This window comes from Bradyrhizobium tropiciagri (assembly GCF_018130545.1).
GTDB classification, from domain to species: Bacteria; Pseudomonadota; Alphaproteobacteria; order Rhizobiales; family Xanthobacteraceae; genus Bradyrhizobium; species Bradyrhizobium tropiciagri_A.
In genome coordinates this window covers 48,380-68,309 of sequence record NZ_JAFCKF010000003.1, presented here as the reverse complement: position 1 = coordinate 68,309, position 19,930 = coordinate 48,380, and the positions used below count along the sequence as shown (strand labels likewise).

The 19,930-nt window shown below is 63.5% G+C and carries 18 protein-coding genes; 17 read left to right on the top strand and 1 reads right to left on the bottom strand.

Annotated features, from left to right (window positions below; translation table 11 throughout):
* The first annotated feature begins 60 nt into the window (after positions 1-60).
* The 3 genes from rpoC (at position 61) to JQ616_RS12890 (ending at position 8,788) form a co-directional block, all read left to right on the top strand.
* On the top strand, positions 61-4,263 hold the full coding sequence (rpoC, locus tag JQ616_RS12900) for a DNA-directed RNA polymerase subunit beta' (RefSeq protein ID WP_212014922.1): 4,203 nt from the start codon (positions 61-63) through the stop codon (positions 4,261-4,263).
* A 180-nt stretch (positions 4,264-4,443) separates the two neighbouring features.
* Positions 4,444-6,504, top strand: a complete 2,061-nt coding sequence (locus JQ616_RS12895) for an FAD-dependent oxidoreductase (protein WP_212014920.1) — start codon at positions 4,444-4,446, stop codon at positions 6,502-6,504.
* Positions 6,505-6,724: 220 nt separating this feature from the next.
* On the top strand, positions 6,725-8,788 hold the full coding sequence (locus tag JQ616_RS12890) for an ABC transporter ATP-binding protein (protein WP_212014919.1): 2,064 nt from the start codon (positions 6,725-6,727) through the stop codon (positions 8,786-8,788).
* Positions 8,789-8,830: 42 nt separating this feature from the next.
* On the opposite strand, the gene JQ616_RS12885 is transcribed toward JQ616_RS12890, so the two are convergent.
* The gene (locus JQ616_RS12885) at positions 8,831-10,039 is read right to left on the bottom strand and encodes an FAD-dependent oxidoreductase (protein ID WP_212014918.1); all 1,209 of its coding nucleotides are present in this window, start codon (positions 10,037-10,039) and stop codon (positions 8,831-8,833) included.
* 697 nt (positions 10,040-10,736) lie between these two features.
* Between JQ616_RS12885 and rpsL the strand changes: the two genes are divergently transcribed.
* From rpsL to rpmC, 14 genes are all read left to right on the top strand, one after another.
* Positions 10,737-11,108 carry a 30S ribosomal protein S12 gene (rpsL, locus tag JQ616_RS12880; RefSeq protein WP_028168167.1) on the top strand — a complete coding sequence of 124 codons (372 nt, stop codon included), beginning with the start codon at positions 10,737-10,739 and terminating at the stop codon, positions 11,106-11,108.
* Positions 11,109-11,123: 15 nt separating this feature from the next.
* Positions 11,124-11,594: a 30S ribosomal protein S7 gene (rpsG, locus tag JQ616_RS12875; RefSeq protein ID WP_021081660.1), complete on the top strand. Its 471-nt coding sequence runs from the start codon at positions 11,124-11,126 to the stop codon at positions 11,592-11,594.
* 30 nt (positions 11,595-11,624) lie between these two features.
* Positions 11,625-13,697: an elongation factor G gene (gene fusA, locus JQ616_RS12870; protein WP_212014917.1), complete on the top strand. Its 2,073-nt coding sequence runs from the start codon at positions 11,625-11,627 to the stop codon at positions 13,695-13,697.
* 40 nt (positions 13,698-13,737) lie between these two features.
* A complete protein-coding gene (gene tuf, locus JQ616_RS12865) occupies positions 13,738-14,928 on the top strand; it encodes an elongation factor Tu (RefSeq protein WP_212014916.1) in 1,191 nt (396 codons plus the stop codon).
* An 83-nt stretch (positions 14,929-15,011) separates the two neighbouring features.
* Positions 15,012-15,320 carry a 30S ribosomal protein S10 gene (rpsJ, locus tag JQ616_RS12860; RefSeq protein ID WP_002712302.1) on the top strand — a complete coding sequence of 103 codons (309 nt, stop codon included), beginning with the start codon at positions 15,012-15,014 and terminating at the stop codon, positions 15,318-15,320.
* A gap of 54 nt (positions 15,321-15,374) precedes the next feature.
* Positions 15,375-16,094: a 50S ribosomal protein L3 gene (gene rplC, locus JQ616_RS12855; RefSeq protein WP_212014914.1), complete on the top strand. Its 720-nt coding sequence runs from the start codon at positions 15,375-15,377 to the stop codon at positions 16,092-16,094.
* Position 16,095: 1 nt separating this feature from the next.
* Entirely contained in the window at positions 16,096-16,716 is a 621-nt protein-coding gene (gene rplD / locus JQ616_RS12850; RefSeq protein ID WP_163150593.1) for a 50S ribosomal protein L4, read from the top strand.
* Positions 16,713-17,012: a 50S ribosomal protein L23 gene (locus JQ616_RS12845; protein ID WP_212014912.1), complete on the top strand. Its 300-nt coding sequence runs from the start codon at positions 16,713-16,715 to the stop codon at positions 17,010-17,012. The genes rplD and JQ616_RS12845 overlap by 4 nt, the downstream gene beginning before the upstream one ends.
* 12 nt (positions 17,013-17,024) lie before the next feature.
* Positions 17,025-17,858 carry a 50S ribosomal protein L2 gene (gene rplB / locus JQ616_RS12840; protein WP_021081655.1) on the top strand — a complete coding sequence of 278 codons (834 nt, stop codon included), beginning with the start codon at positions 17,025-17,027 and terminating at the stop codon, positions 17,856-17,858.
* A gap of 12 nt (positions 17,859-17,870) precedes the next feature.
* Positions 17,871-18,149 (top strand): 30S ribosomal protein S19, encoded by a 279-nt coding sequence (rpsS, locus tag JQ616_RS12835; protein WP_018272137.1) that lies wholly within the window; start codon positions 17,871-17,873, stop codon positions 18,147-18,149.
* 10 nt (positions 18,150-18,159) lie between these two features.
* Positions 18,160-18,546 (top strand): 50S ribosomal protein L22, encoded by a 387-nt coding sequence (rplV, locus tag JQ616_RS12830; RefSeq protein WP_018272136.1) that lies wholly within the window; start codon positions 18,160-18,162, stop codon positions 18,544-18,546.
* A gap of 20 nt (positions 18,547-18,566) precedes the next feature.
* Entirely contained in the window at positions 18,567-19,268 is a 702-nt protein-coding gene (rpsC, locus tag JQ616_RS12825) for a 30S ribosomal protein S3 (protein ID WP_018272135.1), read from the top strand.
* 30 nt (positions 19,269-19,298) lie between these two features.
* Complete coding sequence (gene rplP / locus JQ616_RS12820) at positions 19,299-19,712, top strand: 50S ribosomal protein L16 (protein WP_016843752.1); 414 nt, start codon at positions 19,299-19,301, stop codon at positions 19,710-19,712.
* 5 nt (positions 19,713-19,717) lie between these two features.
* Positions 19,718-19,924 carry a 50S ribosomal protein L29 gene (rpmC, locus tag JQ616_RS12815; RefSeq protein ID WP_024578576.1) on the top strand — a complete coding sequence of 69 codons (207 nt, stop codon included), beginning with the start codon at positions 19,718-19,720 and terminating at the stop codon, positions 19,922-19,924.
* Positions 19,925-19,930 lie beyond the last annotated feature (6 nt).

The window sequence follows — 19,930 nt, the reverse complement described above, 5'->3', positions numbered from 1 at the left end:
GCGCGCGCTGAAAACTTTCGAATTTGCTGCCGGTGACGATCGGCACGCGAGGAGAAGACCATGAACCAAGAGATTATGAATCTTTTCAATCCGACGACGCCGGCCCAGGTCTTCGACCAGATCCGGATTTCGATCGCGTCTCCGGAGAAGATTCTGTCGTGGTCCTACGGCGAGATCAAGAAGCCGGAGACCATCAACTACCGTACCTTCAAGCCGGAGCGTGACGGCCTGTTCTGCGCCCGCATCTTCGGGCCGATCAAGGACTACGAGTGCTTGTGCGGCAAGTACAAGCGGATGAAGTACAAGGGCATCATCTGCGAGAAGTGCTCGGTCGAAGTGACGTTGTCGCGCGTTCGGCGCGAGCGCATGGGCCATATCGAGCTGGCTGCTCCCGTTGCCCACATCTGGTTCCTGAAGTCGCTGCCGTCGCGCATCGGCCTCCTGCTCGACATGACGCTGAAGGATCTCGAGCGGATCCTGTACTTCGAATACTACGTCGTGCTCGAGCCGGGTCTGACCGCGCTGAAGGACCGTCAGCTGCTGTCGGAAGACGAGTATCTGAAGGCGCAGGACGAGTACGGCCAGGACAGCTTCACCGCCATGATCGGCGCCGAGGCGATCCGCGAGCTGCTGAAGGGTCTCGAGCTCGAGAAGCTCGAGGCGACCTTGCGCGCCGACATGGCGGAGACCGACTCCGACATCAAGCACAAGAAGCTCGCTAAGCGTCTGAAGATCGTCGAGGCCTTCCGCGTCTCCGGCAACAAGCCGGAATGGATGATCATGACGGTCGTGCCGGTGATTCCGCCGGACCTGCGTCCGCTGGTGCCGCTCGACGGCGGCCGGTTCGCGACCTCGGACCTCAACGACCTCTATCGCCGCGTCATCAACCGCAACAACCGCTTGAAGCGGCTGATGGAGCTGCGTGCGCCCGACATCATCATCCGTAACGAAAAGCGCATGCTGCAGGAGGCCGTCGATGCGCTGTTCGACAACGGCCGCCGTGGCCGCGTCATCACGGGCGCCAACAAGCGCCCGCTGAAATCGCTCGCCGACATGCTGAAGGGCAAGCAGGGCCGGTTCCGTCAGAACCTGCTCGGCAAGCGCGTCGACTATTCGGGCCGTTCGGTGATCGTGGTCGGTCCCGAGCTGCGCCTGCATCAGTGCGGCCTGCCGAAGAAGATGGCGCTCGAACTGTTCAAGCCGTTCATCTACTCGCGGCTCGACGCCAAGGGTCTGTCCACCACGGTGAAGCAGGCCAAGAAGCTGGTCGAGAAGGAGCGTCCGGAGGTCTGGGATATCCTCGATGAGGTGATCCGCGAGCATCCGGTGCTGCTCAACCGCGCGCCGACGCTGCATCGTCTGGGCATCCAGGCGTTCGAGCCGGTGCTGATCGAAGGCAAGGCGATCCAGCTGCATCCGCTGGTCTGCGCCGCCTTCAACGCCGACTTCGACGGCGACCAGATGGCCGTGCACGTTCCGCTGTCGCTCGAAGCGCAGCTGGAAGCGCGCGTCCTGATGATGTCGACCAACAACATCCTGCATCCGGCGAACGGCCAGCCGATCATCGTGCCGTCGCAGGACATCGTGCTCGGCCTCTACTACGTCTCGATCATGCGCGAAGGCCTGCCCGGCGAGGGCAAGATCTTCGGCGACATGGCCGAGCTCGAGCACGCCCTGCATTCGAAGGTCATCCACCTCCACACCAAGATCAAGTACCGGTGGGAAGGCATGGATGAGGAAGGCAAGATGTCGAAGCGGTGGATCGAAACCACCGCGGGCCGCGTCATGCTCGGCAATCTGCTGCCGAAGAGCACCAAGATCTCGTACGACATCATCAACAAGCTGATGACCAAGCGCGAGATCTCCGGCGTGATCGACCAGGTCTACCGTCACTGCGGTCAGAAGGAGACGGTGATCTTCTGCGACCGCATCATGGCGCTCGGCTTCTACAACGCCTTCAAGGCGGGCATCTCGTTCGGCAAGGACGACATGGTCGTGCCGGCGTCGAAGTGGAAGATCGTGGACCAGACCCGTACGCTGGCGAAGGATTTCGAGCAGCAGTACAATGACGGCCTGATCACCCATGGCGAGAAGTACAACAAGGTCGTCGACGCCTGGTCGAAGGCCGGTGAAGAAGTCGCCAAGGCGATGATGAAGGAAATCTCGTCCACCAAGAAGACGGCGGCGGGCGCCGATGCCGACATCAACTCGATCTACATGATGGCGCACTCCGGTGCGCGTGGTTCGCCGGCCCAGATGCGCCAGCTCGCCGGCATGCGCGGCCTGATGGCCAAGCCGTCGGGCGAGATCATCGAGACGCCGATCATTTCCAACTTCAAGGAAGGTCTGTCGGTGCTCGAGTACTTCAACTCGACCCACGGCGCCCGTAAGGGCCTCGCGGATACGGCGTTGAAGACCGCGAACTCGGGCTACCTGACCCGCCGTCTGGTCGACGTCGCGCAGGACTGCATCATCACGCAGACCGATTGCGGCACCACGCTCGGCATCAAGATGCGCGCCATCGTCGACGCCGGCACCGTGGTCGCCTCGCTCGGCTCGCGCATCCTGGGCCGCACGGCCTGCGATGACGTGCGTGATCCCGCCACCAACGAGGTCGTGATCAAGCGCGACACGTTGATGGAGGAAACCCATGTCGACGCGATCCAGCAGGCCGGCATCCAGGAAGTGAAGATCCGCTCGGCACTGACCTGCGAGCTGATCAACGGCATCTGCGCCAAGTGCTACGGCCGCGATCTGGCCCGCGGCACCCCGGTCAACCACGGTGAGGCCGTCGGCGTCATCGCGGCGCAGTCGATCGGTGAGCCCGGCACGCAGCTGACGATGCGCACGTTCCACATCGGCGGCGCGGCGCAGCTCAACGAGCAGTCGTTCGTCGAATCGAACTTCGACGGCAAGATCGTGATCAGGAACAAGGCGATTGCCCGCAACAGCGAAGGCAATCTGGTCGCGATGGTGCGCAACATGGTCGTTGCGATCGTCGATGCCGACGGTACCGAGCGTGCGACCCACCGTATCCAGTACGGTTCGAAGATGCATGTCGACGAAGGCGACATGGTCAAGCGTGGCCAGCGCATCGCCGAGTGGGATCCCTATACCCGCCCGGTGCTGAGCGAAGTCGAGGGCACGATCGGTTTCGAGGATCTGGTCGAAGGCCAGTCGATCTCGGAAACGCTCGACGAATCGACCGGTATCGCCAAGCGCGTGGTCATCGACTGGCGCACGACGCGCGGCGGTTCGGACCTGCGCCCGGCCATCGTGGTCAAGGGCAAGGACGGCAAGGTGCTCAAGCTCGCGCGTGGCGGCGATGCCCGCTACATGCTGTCGGTCGACGCCATTCTGTCGGTCGACATCGGCGCGAAGATCATGCCCGGCGACATCCTGGCGCGTATCTCGACCGAGAGCGCCAAGACGCGTGACATCACCGGCGGTCTGCCGCGGGTGGCGGAACTGTTCGAGGCTCGCAAGCCGAAGGATGCGGCGATCATCGCGGAGACCGCGGGAACGATCCGCTTCGGCCGCGACTACAAGAACAAGCGCCGGATCTCGATCGAGCCGATGGACAAGACCGAGGAGCCGCGCGAGTACCTGATCCCGAAGGGCAAGCACATCCACCTTCAGGACGGCGACATCGTCGAAAAGGGCGATTTCATCGTCGAAGGCAATCCGGCGCCGCACGACATCCTGGCGATCAAGGGCATCGAAGAGCTCGCTGCCTATCTGGTCAACGAAATCCAGGAGGTCTACCGGCTGCAGGGCGTGCTCATCAACGACAAGCACATCGAGGTGATTGTCCGTCAGATGCTGCAGAAGGTCGAGGTCACCGACCAGGGCGACACCGACATGATCTCGGGCGAGCAGGTCGACAAGATCGAGTTCGACGCGCTCAACACCAAGGCCAAGGAGGAGGGCAAGAAGCCCGCCACGGGTACGCCGGTTCTGCTCGGCATCACCAAGGCGAGCTTGCAGACCCGCTCGTTCTTCTCGGCGGCGTCGTTCCAGGAGACCACGCGCGTGCTCACCGAAGCTGCCGTCAACGGCAAGGTGGACCCGCTCGAAGGCCTCAAGGAGAACGTCATTGTCGGCCGCCTGATCCCGGCCGGCACCGGCGCCTCGATGGCGCGGATCCGCGAAGTCGCGGTCAAGCGCGACAAGCTGATCCTCGACGAGCGCGAGAAGCAGCAGGCGGCGATCGTGCCGACGGCTCCGGAAGCCGAGCCGCTGGCGCTGCCGCCCGCGGAATAGGCATCCGCAAGACTACGGATATGGCGAGAAGGCCGGCGTTGAGCCGGCCTTTTTGCTGCTTTCTTTCCCTGCTGCGGTGCAGGGACGCAGTTTGTTCATCTTTCCTTCAGGCAAAAAAGTGCCTTTGCTAGGGTGACTTAGACCGGCTGTTTGGCTCGCGCCGGAGACGACGGAATCGATATGCTCGACTTGGCTATTGTAGGCGGCGGCCCCGGGGGGCTGATGAGCGCCTGGTATTTGAAGCGCAAACTCGGCGACCTCTGTCGCATCACCATCTTCGAGGCGTCGAACCGCCTCGGCGGCAAGGTCGTCACGCGCAAATTCGACAGCGCGCCTGCGATGTATGAGGCCGGCGTTGCCGAGATCTATGATTACTCGATGACGGGTCCGGACCCGCTGCGCGAGCTGATCCAGCATTTCGGGCTGCAGACGATCCCGATGGACGCCGAGCAGGTGCAGCTCGATGGCGAGCTGCTCGCCGACGTTCCCGGCATGCGTCGCAAATACGGAGCGAAGACCGCGGCCGCGATCGAGACGTTCCGCAAGCGCTGCAGCGAGCTGGTGTCGCCGATCGAATATTACGAGGGTGTCGGATCCTACGACAACGAGCATCCCTGGGCCTACAAGACCGCCGAGCAGATCCTCGACGAGGAGGTCGAGGACGCGACGGCCAAGCGGTTCTTCAAGGTGATGGCGCGCTCCGATCTCGCGACCGAGAGCCACAACACCAACGGCCTCAACGCGCTGAAGAACTACGTGATGGATGTCGACGGCTATATCGGCCTGTATTCGATCCAGAACGGCAACGAGCAGCTGATCGATTGCCTGCGCTCGGAAGTCAATGCCGACATCCAGCTCAATCATCGCGTGCTCAAGGTCGGCAAGACCGAACAGGGCCGCTACCAGCTCAACATGATGAACGGCAAGGGGCCGGAGACCCGCGACTTCGACCTCGTGCTGGTCTGCCTGCCGCACTCCTGGCTCGCGACCATGCGCTGGGACGGCGAAGAGTTGCGCAAGTCGATGGTCAAGCACGTCGCCTATTTCGACCGGCCGGCGCATTATCTGCGCGTCTCGATCCTGTTCGACGAGCCGTTCTGGGGTGAGAAGATCCCGGGCGCCTGGTTCATGTCGGAGGCGTTCGGCGGCTGCTGCGTCTACAATGAGGGCGCGCGCCACGATGTCGGCAAGCACGGCGTGCTGAACTGGCTGATCGCGGGCTCCGATGCGCTCGCTTACGCCAATCTCTCCGACCAGGAGTTGATCGACGCCGCGCTGAAGTCGCTGCCGGCCTCGCTCGGCGATGCCCGCGAACACTTCCTCGAGGGCAAGATCCATCGCTGGCTGTCGTCGGTCAACGCGCTGCCGGGCGGCCTGCCGGTGCGCGACGTCATGACCAACCATCGCCCCGAGCCGAAGCAGCATCCCGGCATCGTGGTGGTCGGCGACTATCTGTTCGATTCGACGCTGAACGGCCTGCTGGATTCCTCCGATGCCGCAACCGACATCGTCGTCACCGAGATGATGCGGCTGCGCCGCGCCCGCGCGCAGGACGAGGGCGCGCTGTCCGACAAGATCGACCGCAGCTATTTCGAGAACTATCGCGGCGCCGGCCCCTACAGCGAGGTCTGGCGCAACTTCACCGACCCGACCTATCTGACCGACCTGATCAAGACCGTGTGGGGCAGGGCGAAGGGCTACAAGCTCCTGATCGCCGGCTCCGCCAGCGGCGAGTTGGTTGGCGCGCTGCGCGAGCGCGGGATCGATGCCTGGGGCATCGAGAACAACCGCTACATCCACGGCAAGACGCCGAAGGCGCTGAAGAAGTACAACAAGCTCGGCTCGATTGCCGACATGCCGTTCAAGGACAACGAGTTCGACTTCGTGTTCGAGACCTCGCTGTGCCATCTCGGCGAGAAGCAGGTCGTGCGCGGCGTGCGCGAGCTGAACCGCGTGGTCAAGACCGGCGTCGTGTTCGCGTCGGTGACCTCGGACATGGCGCCGGCGGTGATCGATCGCTACGACCTGTTGCGCGGGGTGAAGAAGCTCGGCACCTGGTGGGAGTGGTCGGAATTGTTCTTCGGCAACGGTTTCGACCTGTCGATGCACCGCCGCGACTGCACCGACGCGCTGTGGACGCTGACGCTGGCCGCCAACAAGGGGCCGGGGCAGTGGTACGCCGACTCCGACAGCTTGCGCTATTCGTTCTTCGACAAGGTCGAGTCCGACCTCGATGACTAGCGGCAACGACTGACGGGTCTGACGCAAGGCGATTGGTCCTGCGTCAACCAAACGTCAAACGGCGGCAACGCGTGGTCGCGAATCGTCGCGATCGCATGGCGATGCAGCCGTTCCAAACGCTTTGCCGAATTCATCCTGATCGCATAGGATCGCCGCCGCAGCGCTCGCCGCTGCGGTTTCGATTTGCGGTCATGCCGGCCGTGGAGCATCGGTTGGTTTCATGGCGCCAAGACCTCCTGCATCAAGACCTCCTGCATCAGACGATCCGACGAGACCGGCGGCTGACGATCCCGAGCTGAAGAAGAAGCCCGCGGCCGTGACCGGTCCGCCCGCGGCGACGGCCTCCGCGAAGCCGGCCGCGTCTCCGGCTGACGACGAAGATGATGAGGACGAGGACGACGAGTTCGAGCTCGATGACGACGATGATGACGAGGATCTCGTCGTCTACACCGCCAAGGAAGCCGCCGGCGCGCTCTCCACGATCTTTGGCTTCGTCAGGCCGATCCTGGCGAGCTACCGGAAGCCGTTCGCCTTCGTTGCCTTCGGCGTGGTGGTCGAGACGTTGTTCAACGTCATCATGCCGCTCAGCCTGAAATTCCTGATCGACGATGCGCTCGGCGAGGAGGATTTCGGCGCTCTCTACAAGATCCTGGGCGTGCTTGCGGTCGCCGGCATCGTCACCTCGATCATCGCGGTCTGGTACGAGCGCTGGGATGCGCGGCTTGCCGCCGGCATCATCGCCGACGTTCGGACCCGGATCTTCGAGCACGTCCAGAACCTGCCGTCCGCCTATTTCGCGCGCACCAAGCGCGGCGAGATCCTGTCGCGCTTCTCGATCGACCTCTCGGCCTTCGAGGGCTCGGTCAAGACCTTCGCCAACAGCGCAGCGCTGCCGGGCCTCGAACTGATCGCCGGCATCATCCTGATGCTGTTCCTGAACTGGCAGCTCGCCGCGGTCGCGCTGCTGGTGTTTCCGATCACGCTGATCGGTCCGCGCATCCTGACGCCGAAGGCGGTGCAGGCCAATTACGAGCAGAAGCAGAACGAAGCCGCGCTGCTCGGCACCGTGCAGGAGAACGTCGCCGCGCAAGCGGTGGTGAAGGCGTTCAACCTGCAGCGGCGGGCGCTCGGCTGGTTCACGCTGCGCAACCGCGACGTCCGCGCCAAGGCCGCCTCGGCGATGTTCCTGTCGACCATGGTGGAGCGCACCGTCACCATCGCGGTGCTGCTGCTGCACCTCGTGGTGCTGGCGATCGGCGCCTATCTCGCCACCAAGGGCCAGATCACGGTCGGGACCTTCGTGACCTTCGAGAGTGCATTCTGGGAGGTGTCGTACAACATCGCCCATCTCATGCATTTCATCCCGGTGTCGATCTCGTCGGCGGCGGCGGTGCGGCACATCCAGGAGCTGCTCGACGAGCCGACCCGCGGCGCCGACCGGCCCGGCGCGCCGGACCTGCCGCGCATCACCAACGACATCTCGTTCGACCGCGTCACCTTCCAGTATGAGGGGGCGCAGACGCCGGTGCTCGACAATCTCAGCCTCAAGCTCAATGCCGGCAAGAGCATTGCGATCGTCGGCCCCAGCGGCTCCGGCAAGAGCACGCTGATCAACCTGATCCTGCGGCTCTACGTGCCGGACGAGGGTCGCGTCGCCATCGACGGCGTCGACATCCGCCGGGTGACGCGCGAATCGCTGCGGGCCAACATGGCGGTCGTGTTCCAGGAGAACATGCTGTTCAACATGTCGATCCGCGAGAACATCCGGCTCGGCAAGGAAGGGGCCACCGACGCGGAGGTCGAGGACGCCGCGAAGAAGGCCGAGATCCATCGCTACATCATGAGCCTGCCGCAGCGCTACGACACGCCGGTCGGCGAGCGCGGCGATACGCTGTCGGGCGGCCAGCGCCAGCGCATCGCGATCGCGCGCGCGATCATCCGCAACCCATCGGTGCTGCTGCTCGACGAGGCGACCTCGGCGCTCGACCAAACCACGGAAGCTGCGATCAACCGCACGCTGCTGAAGGTCGCCGAGGGCCGCACCATGATCTGGTCGACGCACCGCCTGACCTCGGTGGTCGAGATGGACGAGATCATCGTGATATCGGGCGGCAGGGCGATCGAACGCGGCTCGCACCAGGAGCTGCTGGCCCGCAATGGCGTCTACCGCAAGCTGTGGGACGACCAGGGCCTCTCGCATCATGACGCGGACGACGAGGATGACGACGACGCGGATGATGACGATGATGATGAAGAAGACGAGGACGAAGACGAGGAGGCGTGACGCCCGCCGCGTCGCGGATGCGTAGCGCCTTATGATCTCGTCTTACGCCCTGTCCGCGGCGTGCGGACGCTGCCGGAATTGATTGGCCGGTCGCGTCGCTGACGGCGCCGGCGAGCTGTGCAGCCGGCGCAACCAGCCCCGGCCGAGATAGCCGAGGAAACGCGCCCAACGCTGTGCCTGCCAGTAGGGCGTGGTGCCGATCGACACCTGCCGGAAATCGAACGCCTTGGCATTCGACCAGGCGTCGCACTCGGTCTTGACCGGATCGTCGTAGAACGCGGTGATCTTCTGCTCGCCCATGCCGTCGGTGGCGAGCCAGGCCGGGATGTGGACGTTGCAGAGCTGGGCCACGTCGGTGAACACCTTGTCGGTCCCGGTGCCGGTGACCGGGCAGGTGCTGGCGAAGGCGTCCCCGACCAGCACGGCGCCGGCCTGCCGATAGCCGGTGCTGACATAGACGTCGGCGGGCCTGACCTTAATGTCGCCGGCGATGCCGAACTCGCCGGTCAGCCGGCGCAGCCGCGGCAGCGCGGCGTTCAGCGTCTCGACCGGATTGCGCCGCATCGCCCGCAGCCAGGGATCGTCGGCCGGGCGGTAGGTGAAGAGGTTAGCGCGCATCCGGTTCCCGACCGGAAACAGCGTGATGTAGGGGATGAGGTCGCTCGGCCGCTCCGAGAAATAGGTCATGGCCGCGAACGGGAAAGCGGGGCGGCCGACGGGGACGAAATCGAAGCCGAGCGAGATCGAGTGGCAGTGGCTGGTGACCAGCCGCTCGATGCCGAGCATTCGGCGCAGCCCGACATTCAGGCCGTTGGCGAGCACGACGAGGCGCGCCGAAATCTCCTCGCCACCAGCGAGCACGATCTTCTGCCGCTCGGAGCTGGTCGCGACATCGACGACCTTGTCGCGGATGAATGCCGCCGACCCGGTGATCTCATTCCGGATCGCCGCGATCAGCTCGTCGTACATGATGCCGTATTGCCGGCTCGGCTGCCGGTCCAGCAGACGGCCGAATCGCGCGATCCAGTTCTCGCCGTCCAGCGTTGCCGAACGAAGCACGGATTCGGCCAGTCCGGTCCTGGCGAATCGCTCGAGCTGGAGGTCGCCGCCGATCTTCTCGACGCGGAAATCGAATGGATAGACCTGGTGAGGGTCGATCAGCAGGCTCGGTATCCCGGCACGGCCGAGCATGGCGGCTGCGGTCGAGCCCGCAAGACCTCCGCCGATGATCGCGATGTCGGTGTACCGCATGAGAGCTTTCCGTGGCCGTGACCCGGATTTTTGCGCCGCGAATGGCAAATAAAGGCTTAGTTTCGAAGTTTGCCTTCAGGTCTAAGTTGGGGAGAGTTGTTTCTAATCTTATTTTATCCGGGTATAATATGATTCCGCAGGTCAGCCGGAGATTCGGATCGAGGCGAGGGGAGGCGCGGAGGCTGTCACATTTCGCCTTGCCCCGAGCGTCGGAGAAATGCGAAATCCGCAAGTGCCAGAGGCGTTTCTTTGCTTGTCGTTTTGCTTGACTTCACTATCTCTCGATTATACAAGGCCCCCACTTAACGACAGGCGGTGAGCTAGCCAGCGTCGGAACGGAACACCCCGAAGGTCCTTTTTCAGGCGCCGGACGGGCACCAACCTCGACGAATGCCGCTCAAACGCTGTCGATGATAGCTAGGCAATGCCAGGACGATATTGGTTCTCTTGAGCTCGTCCTCTTGAGATTGATTTCGGATGCATGACCTCGGTGGCGGACTGAACAGCGAACGCTGATCGGTTCGGGATCGCGGTCCTCTGTGGCGTCGAAGCGCTTTCCGCTCAGCGATGAGTGGTTGGCGCGATTTCGCTTTGCGCGGGTATTTGATTCGCGTCGAGCGGGCCGTACGGGACGGCTTTTCCCGAGAAGAATTGGCGGAGCCATTCAAGGCTTCGCGAACTAAAGGGTGAAGGCTACATGCCGACGATCAACCAGCTGATCGCAAAACCGCGTGAAGTGCAGAAGTCACGTAAGAAGGTGCCGGCGCTGCAGCAGTCGCCGCAGAAGCGCGGCGTGTGCACGCGCGTCTACACCACGACCCCGAAGAAGCCGAACTCGGCGCTTCGTAAGGTCGCCAAGGTGCGCCTGACCAATGGCTTCGAGGTGATCGGCTACATCCCGGGTGAAGGCCATAACCTGCAGGAGCACTCGGTGGTCATGATCCGCGGCGGCCGCGTCAAGGACTTGCCCGGCGTGCGCTACCACATCCTCCGCGGCGTGCTGGATACCCAGGGCGTCAAGAACCGTAAGCAGCGTCGTTCGAAGTACGGCGCGAAGCGTCCGAAGTAAGCAGGAAACGATCAGATGTCGCGTCGCCACTCTGCTGAGAAGCGTGAAGTTCTTCCGGACCCGAAGTTCGGGAACATCATCATTACGAAGTTCATGAACTCGGTGATGTACGCCGGGAAGAAGTCGGTTGCCGAAAACATCGTCTACGGTGCGCTCGGCATGATCGAGGCCAAGACCAAGCAGCCGCCGCTCGGCGTGTTCGAGCAGGCGCTCGAGAACGTCATGCCGACCATCGAGGTTCGTTCCCGCCGCGTCGGCGGCGCGACCTACCAGGTTCCGGTCGAAGTGCGTTCGGTGCGTCGTCAGGCGCTCGGCATTCGCTGGCTGATCTCGGCCGCCCGTGAGCGCAACGAGAAGACCATGACGGAGCGTCTCTCTGCGGAGCTGCTCGACGCTTCGAACAATCGCGGCAACGCGGTCAAGAAGCGCGAAGACGTGCACCGGATGGCGGAAGCCAACCGCGCGTTCTCGCACTATCGCTGGTAAGGCGAATAACGGAATCTAAGGAACAGTCTCATGCCCCGCCAACATGCCATCGAGGACTACCGCAACTTCGGTATCATGGCGCATATCGACGCCGGCAAGACCACGACCACCGAGCGCATCCTGTATTATACCGGCAAGAGCCACAAGATCGGCGAAGTGCACGAAGGTGCCGCGACGATGGACTGGATGGAGCAGGAGCAGGAGCGTGGCATCACGATCACCTCGGCTGCGACCACTGCGTTCTGGGCTGGCAAGCGCCTGAACATCATCGACACCCCCGGCCACGTCGACTTCACCATTGAAGTCGAGCGTTCGCTGCGCGTGCTCGACGGCGCCGTTTGCGTTCTCGACTCCAACCAGGGCGTCGAGCCGCAGACCGAGACCGTCTGGCGCCAGGGCGACAAGTACAAGGTTCCGCGCATCGTCTTCGCCAACAAGATGGACAAGACCGGTGCCGACTTCTTCAAGTGCCTGTCCGACATCGTCGACCGCCTCGGCGCCAAGCCGATCGCGATCCAGCTTCCGATCGGTGCCGAGAACAACTTCAAGGGTCTCGTCGACCTCGTGAAGATGAAGGGCGTCATCTGGAACGATGAATCGCTCGGCGCCAAGTTCGACTATGTCGACATTCCGGAAGATCTGGTCGAGCAGGCCAAGGAATACCGCGAGAAGATGGTGGAAGCCGCCGTCGAGCTCGACGACGACGCCATGGCCGCCTATCTCGACGGCAAGGAGCCGGACGAGGCGACCCTGAAGCGCCTGATCCGCAAGGCCGTGCTGACCGGCGCGTTCTATCCGGTGCTGTGCGGCTCCGCGTTCAAGAACAAGGGCGTGCAGCCGCTGCTCGACGCCGTCGTCGACTACCTGCCGTCGCCGATCGACGTGCCCGCGATCAAGGGCACCGATGAGGATGGCAACGAAGTCGTGCGCAAGGCGGACGACAAGGAGCCGCTCGCGCTGCTCGCGTTCAAGATCATGGACGACCCGTTCGTCGGCACTATCACCTTCTGCCGCATCTACTCGGGCATCCTGGCCTCGGGCACCGGCGTCGTGAACTCGACCCGCGAGAAGAAGGAACGTATCGGCCGCATGCTGCTGATGCATGCGAACAACCGCGAAGACATCAAGGAAGCCTATGCCGGCGACATCGTCGCGCTGGCAGGCCTGAAGGAAGCGCGCACCGGTGACACGCTGTGCGATCCCGACAAGCCGGTCATCCTCGAGAAGATGGAATTCCCGGAGCCGGTGATCGAGATCGCGATCGAGCCGAAGTCGAAGGCCGACCAGGAGAAGCTGGGCGTGGCGCTCGCCAAGCTCGCTGCGGAGGATCCGTCGTTCCGCGTGTCGACCGACCAAGAGTCCGGCCAGACCATTCTCAAGGGCATGGGCGAACTCCATCTCGACATCAAGGTCGACATCCTCAAGCGCACCTACAAGGTCGATGCCAACATCGGCGCGCCGCAGGTGGCGTTCCGTGAGCGCGTGACCAAGAAGGCCGAAGTCAAGTACACGCACAAGAAGCAGACCGGCGGTACCGGTCAGTTCGCCGAAGTGTCGATCGTCGTCGAGCCGAACGAGCCCGGCAAGGGCTATGAGTTCGAATCGAAGATCGTCGGCGGTGCGGTGCCGAAGGAGTACATCCCCGGCGTCGAAAAGGGCCTCAACAGCGTGATGGGCTCCGGCGTCGTTGCCGGCTTCCCGGTGGTGGACGTCAAGGTGCAGCTGGTCGACGGCAAGTACCACGACGTCGACTCGTCGGCGCTGGCGTTCGAAATCGCGTCGCGGGCTGCATTCCGCGAGGCGCTGACGAAGGGCAAGTCCGTTCTGCTCGAGCCGATCATGAAGGTCGAGGTCGTGACCCCGGAAGACTACACCGGTTCGGTCATCGGCGACCTGAATTCCCGGCGCGGCCAGATCCAGGGCCAAGACATGCGTGGCAACGCCAACGTGATCAACGCGATGGTGCCGCTCATGAACATGTTCGGTTACGTGAACAATCTGCGCTCGATGAGCCAGGGTCGCGCGACCTTCACGATGCAGTTCGATCACTACGCCGAAGCACCGGCGAACGTGTCGGCTGAAGTCCAGAAAAAGTTTGCTTGATTGTCGTTGGTTAGCAGCTAACGACTGAACGGAGAGTCAAATGGCCAAAGCAAAATTCGAGCGTAACAAGCCCCACTGCAACATCGGAACCATCGGTCACGTCGACCATGGCAAGACCTCGCTGACCGCAGCGATCACCAAGGTGCTTGCAGAAACCGGTGGCGCGACGTTCACCGCCTACGACCAGATCGACAAGGCGCCGGAAGAGAAGGCGCGCGGCATCACGATCTCGACCGCTCACGTCGAGTACGAGACGCAGAACCGCCACTACGCCCACGTCGACTGCCCCGGCCACGCCGACTACGTCAAGAACATGATCACCGGTGCCGCCCAGATGGACGGCGCGATCCTGGTCGTGTCGGCCGCTGACGGCCCGATGCCGCAGACCCGCGAGCACATCCTGCTCGCCCGCCAGGTCGGCGTGCCCGCGCTGGTCGTGTTCCTCAACAAGTGCGACATGGTCGACGATCCGGAGCTGCTCGAGCTCGTCGAGATGGAAGTCCGCGAACTGCTCTCGAAGTACGAATTCCCGGGCGACGACATTCCGATCATCAAGGGCTCGGCGCTCGCCGCCCTCGAAGACAAGGACAAGAAGCTCGGCCACGACGCCATCCTCGAGCTGATGCGCAATGTCGACGAGTACATCCCGCAGCCGGAGCGTCCGATCGACCAGCCGTTCCTGATGCCGGTTGAAGACGTGTTCTCGATCTCGGGCCGCGGCACCGTCGTCACCGGCCGTGTCGAGCGCGGCATCATCAAGGTCGGCGAGGAAATCGAAATCGTCGGTATCCGCGACACCCAGAAGACCATCGTCACCGGCGTCGAAATGTTCCGCAAGCTGCTCGATCAGGGCCAGGCCGGCGACAACATCGGTGCGCTGCTCCGCGGCACCAAGCGCGAGGAAGTCGAGCGTGGCCAGGTGCTGTGCAAGCCCGGTTCGGTCAAGCCGCACACCAAGTTCAAGGCTGAGGCTTACATCCTCACCAAGGAAGAGGGCGGTCGCCACACCCCGTTCTTCACCAACTACCGTCCGCAGTTCTACTTCCGCACCACCGACGTGACCGGTGTCGTGCACCTGCCGGAAGGCACCGAGATGGTGATGCCGGGCGACAACATCGCGATGGAAGTGCACCTGATCGTGCCGATCGCGATGGAAGAAAAGCTGCGCTTCGCGATCCGCGAAGGCGGCCGCACCGTCGGCGCCGGCGTCGTCGCCGCGATCATCGAGTAAGTATGCGATAGGGAATGGCGAGTAGCGGGTGGGTCACCATTCGCTATTCGCTACTCGCCACTCACTAAAGAAAGAATACGGCAATGAACGGCCAAAATATTCGCATCCGTCTCAAGGCGTTCGACCATCGAATCCTCGATACGTCGACCCGTGAGATCGTGAACACGGCGAAGCGCACCGGTGCGCAGGTTCGCGGACCGATTCCGCTGCCGACCCGCATCGAGAAGTTCACCGTCAACCGTTCGCCGCACGTTGACAAGAAGAGCCGCGAGCAATTCGAGATGCGCACCCACAAGCGCCTCCTCGACATTGTCGACCCGACCCCGCAGACCGTCGATGCGCTGATGAAGCTCGACCTGGCCGCCGGTGTCGACGTCGAGATCAAGCTCTAAGGTTTTGGATTTTTACGTCCGCCGCTTGCGGACAGAAAGACAGGAAGCACGCCGATGCGCTCCGGAGTGATCGCACAGAAGGTCGGGATGACGCGGGTCTTTACGGAGACCGGCGAACATATCCCTGTGACCGTGCTGAAGTTGGGCAACTGCCAGGTGCTGGGCCACCGCACGACCGAGAAGAACGGCTATGTCGCGCTTCAGCTCGGCTCGGGCGCCCGTAAGACCGTGTACATGCCCAAGGCCGAACGCGGCCAGTTCGCAGTCGCCAAGGTCGAGCCGAAGCGCAAGGTCGCCGAGTTCCGCGTGTCCGAGGACGCGCTGATCCCGGTCGGCGCGGAGATCCAGGCGGACCATTTCGTGGTCGGCCAGTTCGTCGACGTGACCGGCACCTCGATCGGTAAGGGCTTCGCCGGCGGCATGAAGCGCTGGAATTTCGGCGGTCTGCGCGCCACCCACGGTGTGTCGGTCTCGCACCGTTCGATCGGTTCGACCGGTGGTCGTCAGGATCCCGGCAAGACGTTCAAGAACAAGAAGATGCCCGGTCACATGGGCGTCGACCGCATCACCACGCTCAATCTGCGCGTGGTGCAGACCGACGTCGAACGCGGCCTGATCCTCGTCGAAGGCGCCGTTCCCGGCTCCAAGGGCGGCTGGATCTCGGTGCGCGACGCCGTCAAGAAGCCGCTGCCGAAGGAAGCCCCGAAGCCCGGCAAGTTCAAGGTTGCCGGCGGCGACGCTGTTGAAGCTGTAGCCGAGAAGGAGGGCGTGTGAGATGGAACTGAAAGTCACGACCCTTGAAGGCAAGGACGCCGGATCCGTTCAGCTCTCTGACGCGATCTTCGGTCTCGAGCCCCGCGCCGACATCATTCAGCGCTGCGTGCAGTGGCAGCTGAACAAGCGTCAGGCCGGCACTCACAAGGCCCAGGGCCGCGCCGATGTCTGGCGCACCGGCAAGAAGATGTACAAGCAGAAGGGCACCGGCGGCGCCCGTCACGGCTCGGCTCGCGTGCCGCAGTTCCGCGGCGGTGGCCGTGCGTTCGGTCCGGTTGTTCGCTCCCATGCGACCGACCTGCCGAAGAAGGTGCGTGCGCTCGCTCTGAAGCATGCGCTGTCGGCCAAGGCCAAGGACGGCGGTCTGATCGTGATCGACAACGCCGCGCTCGAGGCCGCCAAGACCAAGGCGCTGCTCGGTCACTTCTCTGGCCTCGGGCTCACCAACGCGCTGATCATCGACGGCGCCGAGCTCAACGCCGGTTTCGCGACCGCGGCCCGCAACATTCCGAACATCGACGTGCTGCCGATCCAGGGCATCAACGTCTACGACATTCTCCGCCGCCACAAGCTGGTGCTGACCAAGGCTGCGGTTGATGCGCTGGAGGCGCGCTTCAAATGAAGAACATCGATCCGCGCCACTACGACGTCATCATTTCGCCGGTCGTGACGGAAAAGGCGACGCTCGCCTCCGAGCACAACAAGGTGCTGTTCAAGGTCGCCGCCAAGGCCACCAAGCCGCAAATCAAGGAAGCGGTCGAGAAGCTGTTCGACGTCAAGGTGAAGAGCGTCAACACGCTCGTTCGCAAGGGCAAGACCAAGGTGTTCCGCGGCAATCTCGGCTCGCAGTCGGACATCAAGCGCGCGATCGTGACCCTGGAAGAGGGCCACCGCATCGACGTGACTACCGGACTATAAGGCGCAACGACGATGGCATTGAAAACCTACAATCCCACGACGCCGGGCCAGCGCCAGCTGGTCATGGTCGATCGTTCGGCGCTCTACAAGGGCAAGCCGGTGAAGACCCTGACCGAGGGCAAGCTCGGCAATGGCGGTCGCAACAACACCGGTCGCATCACCGTGCGTTTCCGCGGCGGCGGCCACAAGAAGGCCTACCGCACCGTCGACTTCCGCCGCGACAAGGTGGACATGCCGGCGGTCGTGGAGCGGCTCGAGTACGATCCGAACCGCACCGCGTTCATCGCGCTGATCAAGTATCAGGACGGTGAGCTGGCCTACATCCTGGCGCCGCAGCGTCTGGCGGCGGGCGACACCGTCGTCGCCGGCAACTATGTCGACGTCAAGCCGGGCAACGTCATGCCGCTCGGCAACATGCCGGTCGGCACCATCGTGCACAACATCGAGCTGAAGATCGGCAAGGGCGGTCAGCTGGCGCGCTCCGCCGGCACCTACGCCCAGATCGTCGGTCGCGACCAGGACTACGTGATCGTCCGCCTGAACTCGGGCGAGCAGCGTCTCGTGCACGGCCGTTGCCGCGGCACGATCGGCGCGGTGTCGAACCCGGACCACATGAACATCTCGATCGGCAAGGCCGGTCGTACCCGCTGGCTCGGCTGGCGTCCGCACAACCGCGGCGTCGTCATGAACCCGATCGATCACCCGCACGGCGGTGGTGAAGGTCGTACCTCGGGCGGTCGCCACCCGGTTACTCCGTGGGGCAAGCCGACCAAGGGCAAGAAGACCCGCACCAACAAGTCGACCAACAAATTCATTCTCCTCAGCCGCCACAAGCGGAAGAAGTAAGGAACGCCGGACATGGTTCGTTCAGTCTGGAAAGGCCCGTTCGTCGAGGGTTCTCTGCTCAAGAAGGCAGATGCCGCCCGCGCGTCCGGCCGTCACGACGTCATCAAGATCTGGAGCCGCCGCTCCACCATCCTGCCGCAGTTCGTCGGCCTGACCTTCGGTGTCTACAACGGCCAGAAGCACGTGCCGGTGGCGATCAACGAGGAAATGGTGGGTCACAAGTTCGGCGAGTTCTCGCCGACCCGGACCTTCCACGGCCACTCGGGCGACAAGAAAGCCAAGAAGGCTTGAGGAATAGACGATGAGCAAACCAAAGCGCGAACGTAGCCTCGCGGACAATGAGGCCAAGGCCGTCGCCCGCATGCTGCGCGTCAGCCCGCAGAAGCTGAACCTGGTGGCGCAGCTGATCCGCGGCCGCAAGGCGTCCGCTGCGCTCGCCGACCTGCAGTTCTCGCGCAAGCGGATCGCGGTCGACGTCAAGAAGTGCCTGGAATCGGCGATCGCCAACGCCGAGAACAACCATGACCTCGATGTCGACGATCTCGTCGTTGCCGAGGCGCATGTCGGCAACGGCATCGTGATGAAGCGTTTTGCTCCGCGCGGCCGTGGCCGTTCGGGCCGTGTGTTCAAACCGTTCTCGCACCTGACCATCGTGGTTCGTCAGGTCGAGGCCGAGGCAAGCGCCTAAGAAGGGCGCAGGAGAAGACGATGGGTCAAAAGATCAATCCAATCGGGCTGCGTCTCGGCATCAACCGGACCTGGGACTCCCGTTGGTTCGCCGGCAAGCAGGAATACGGCAAGCTCCTGCACGAGGACGTCAAGATCCGCGAGATCCTGCACAAGGAGCTCAAGCAGGCGGCTGTCGCCCGCATCGTGATCGAGCGTCCGCACAAGAAGTGCCGCGTGACGATCCACTCGGCCCGTCCGGGCGTCGTGATCGGCAAGAAGGGCGCCGACATCGACAAGCTGCGCAAGAAGGTTGCCGACATCACCTCGTCGGACGTCGTGATCAACATCGTCGAAATCCGCAAGCCGGAGCTCGACGCGACCCTGGTCGCTGAATCGATCGCCCAGCAGCTCGAGCGCCGCGTCGCGTTCCGCCGCGCCATGAAGCGCGCCGTGCAGTCGGCGATGCGTCTCGGCGCCGAGGGCATCCGCATCAATTGCTCGGGCCGTCTCGGCGGCGCCGAAATCGCGCGCATGGAGTGGTATCGCGAAGGTCGCGTGCCGCTGCACACGCTGCGCGCCGACGTCGACTACGGCGTCGCTACCGCGTTCACGACCTTCGGCACCTGCGGCGTCAAGGTCTGGATCTTCAAGGGCGAGATCCTCGAGCACGATCCGATGGCCCAGGACAAGAAGATGGCGGAAGGCGACAACACGCCGCGTTCGCGCCGCGACGCCGCTTGAGGCAAAGCAGGAATTTGAGGGCTTAAAGCCATGATGCAACCTAAGAAAACGAAGTTCCGGAAGGCGCATAAGGGCCGTATCCACGGCGTTGCGACCTCTGGCGCGACGTTGGCGTTCGGCCAGTTCGGCCTGAAGGCGATGGAGCCTGAGCGCGTCACCGCCCGTCAGATCGAAGCCGCCCGCCGCGCGCTGACCCGTCACATGAAGCGCGCCGGCCGCGTCTGGATCCGCGTGTTCCCGGACGTGCCGGTGTCGAAGAAGCCTGCCGAAGTCCGCATGGGCTCCGGCAAGGGTGCCCCGGAATTGTGGGTGGTCCGGATCAAGCCGGGCCGCGTGATGTTCGAGATCGACGGCGTGCCGGTGCAGACCGCCAAGGAAGCATTGTCGCTCGCCGCCGCCAAGCTGCCGATCAAGACGCGCTTCGTCGCGCGCATTGCGGAGTAATCGCCATGGCCGAGATGAAAGTTGAAGACATTCGCGCGATGAGCGACGACCAGCGGGAAGACGCGGTCCTGAACCTGAAGAAGGAACGCTTCAACCTGCGTTTCCAGCGCGCCACCGGGCAGCTGGAGAACACGTCGCGGATGCGGGAAGCCCGCCGCGATATCGCTCGTATCAAGACCATCGCCGCGCAGCAGCGCGCGAAGAAGAAGTAAGGGGCC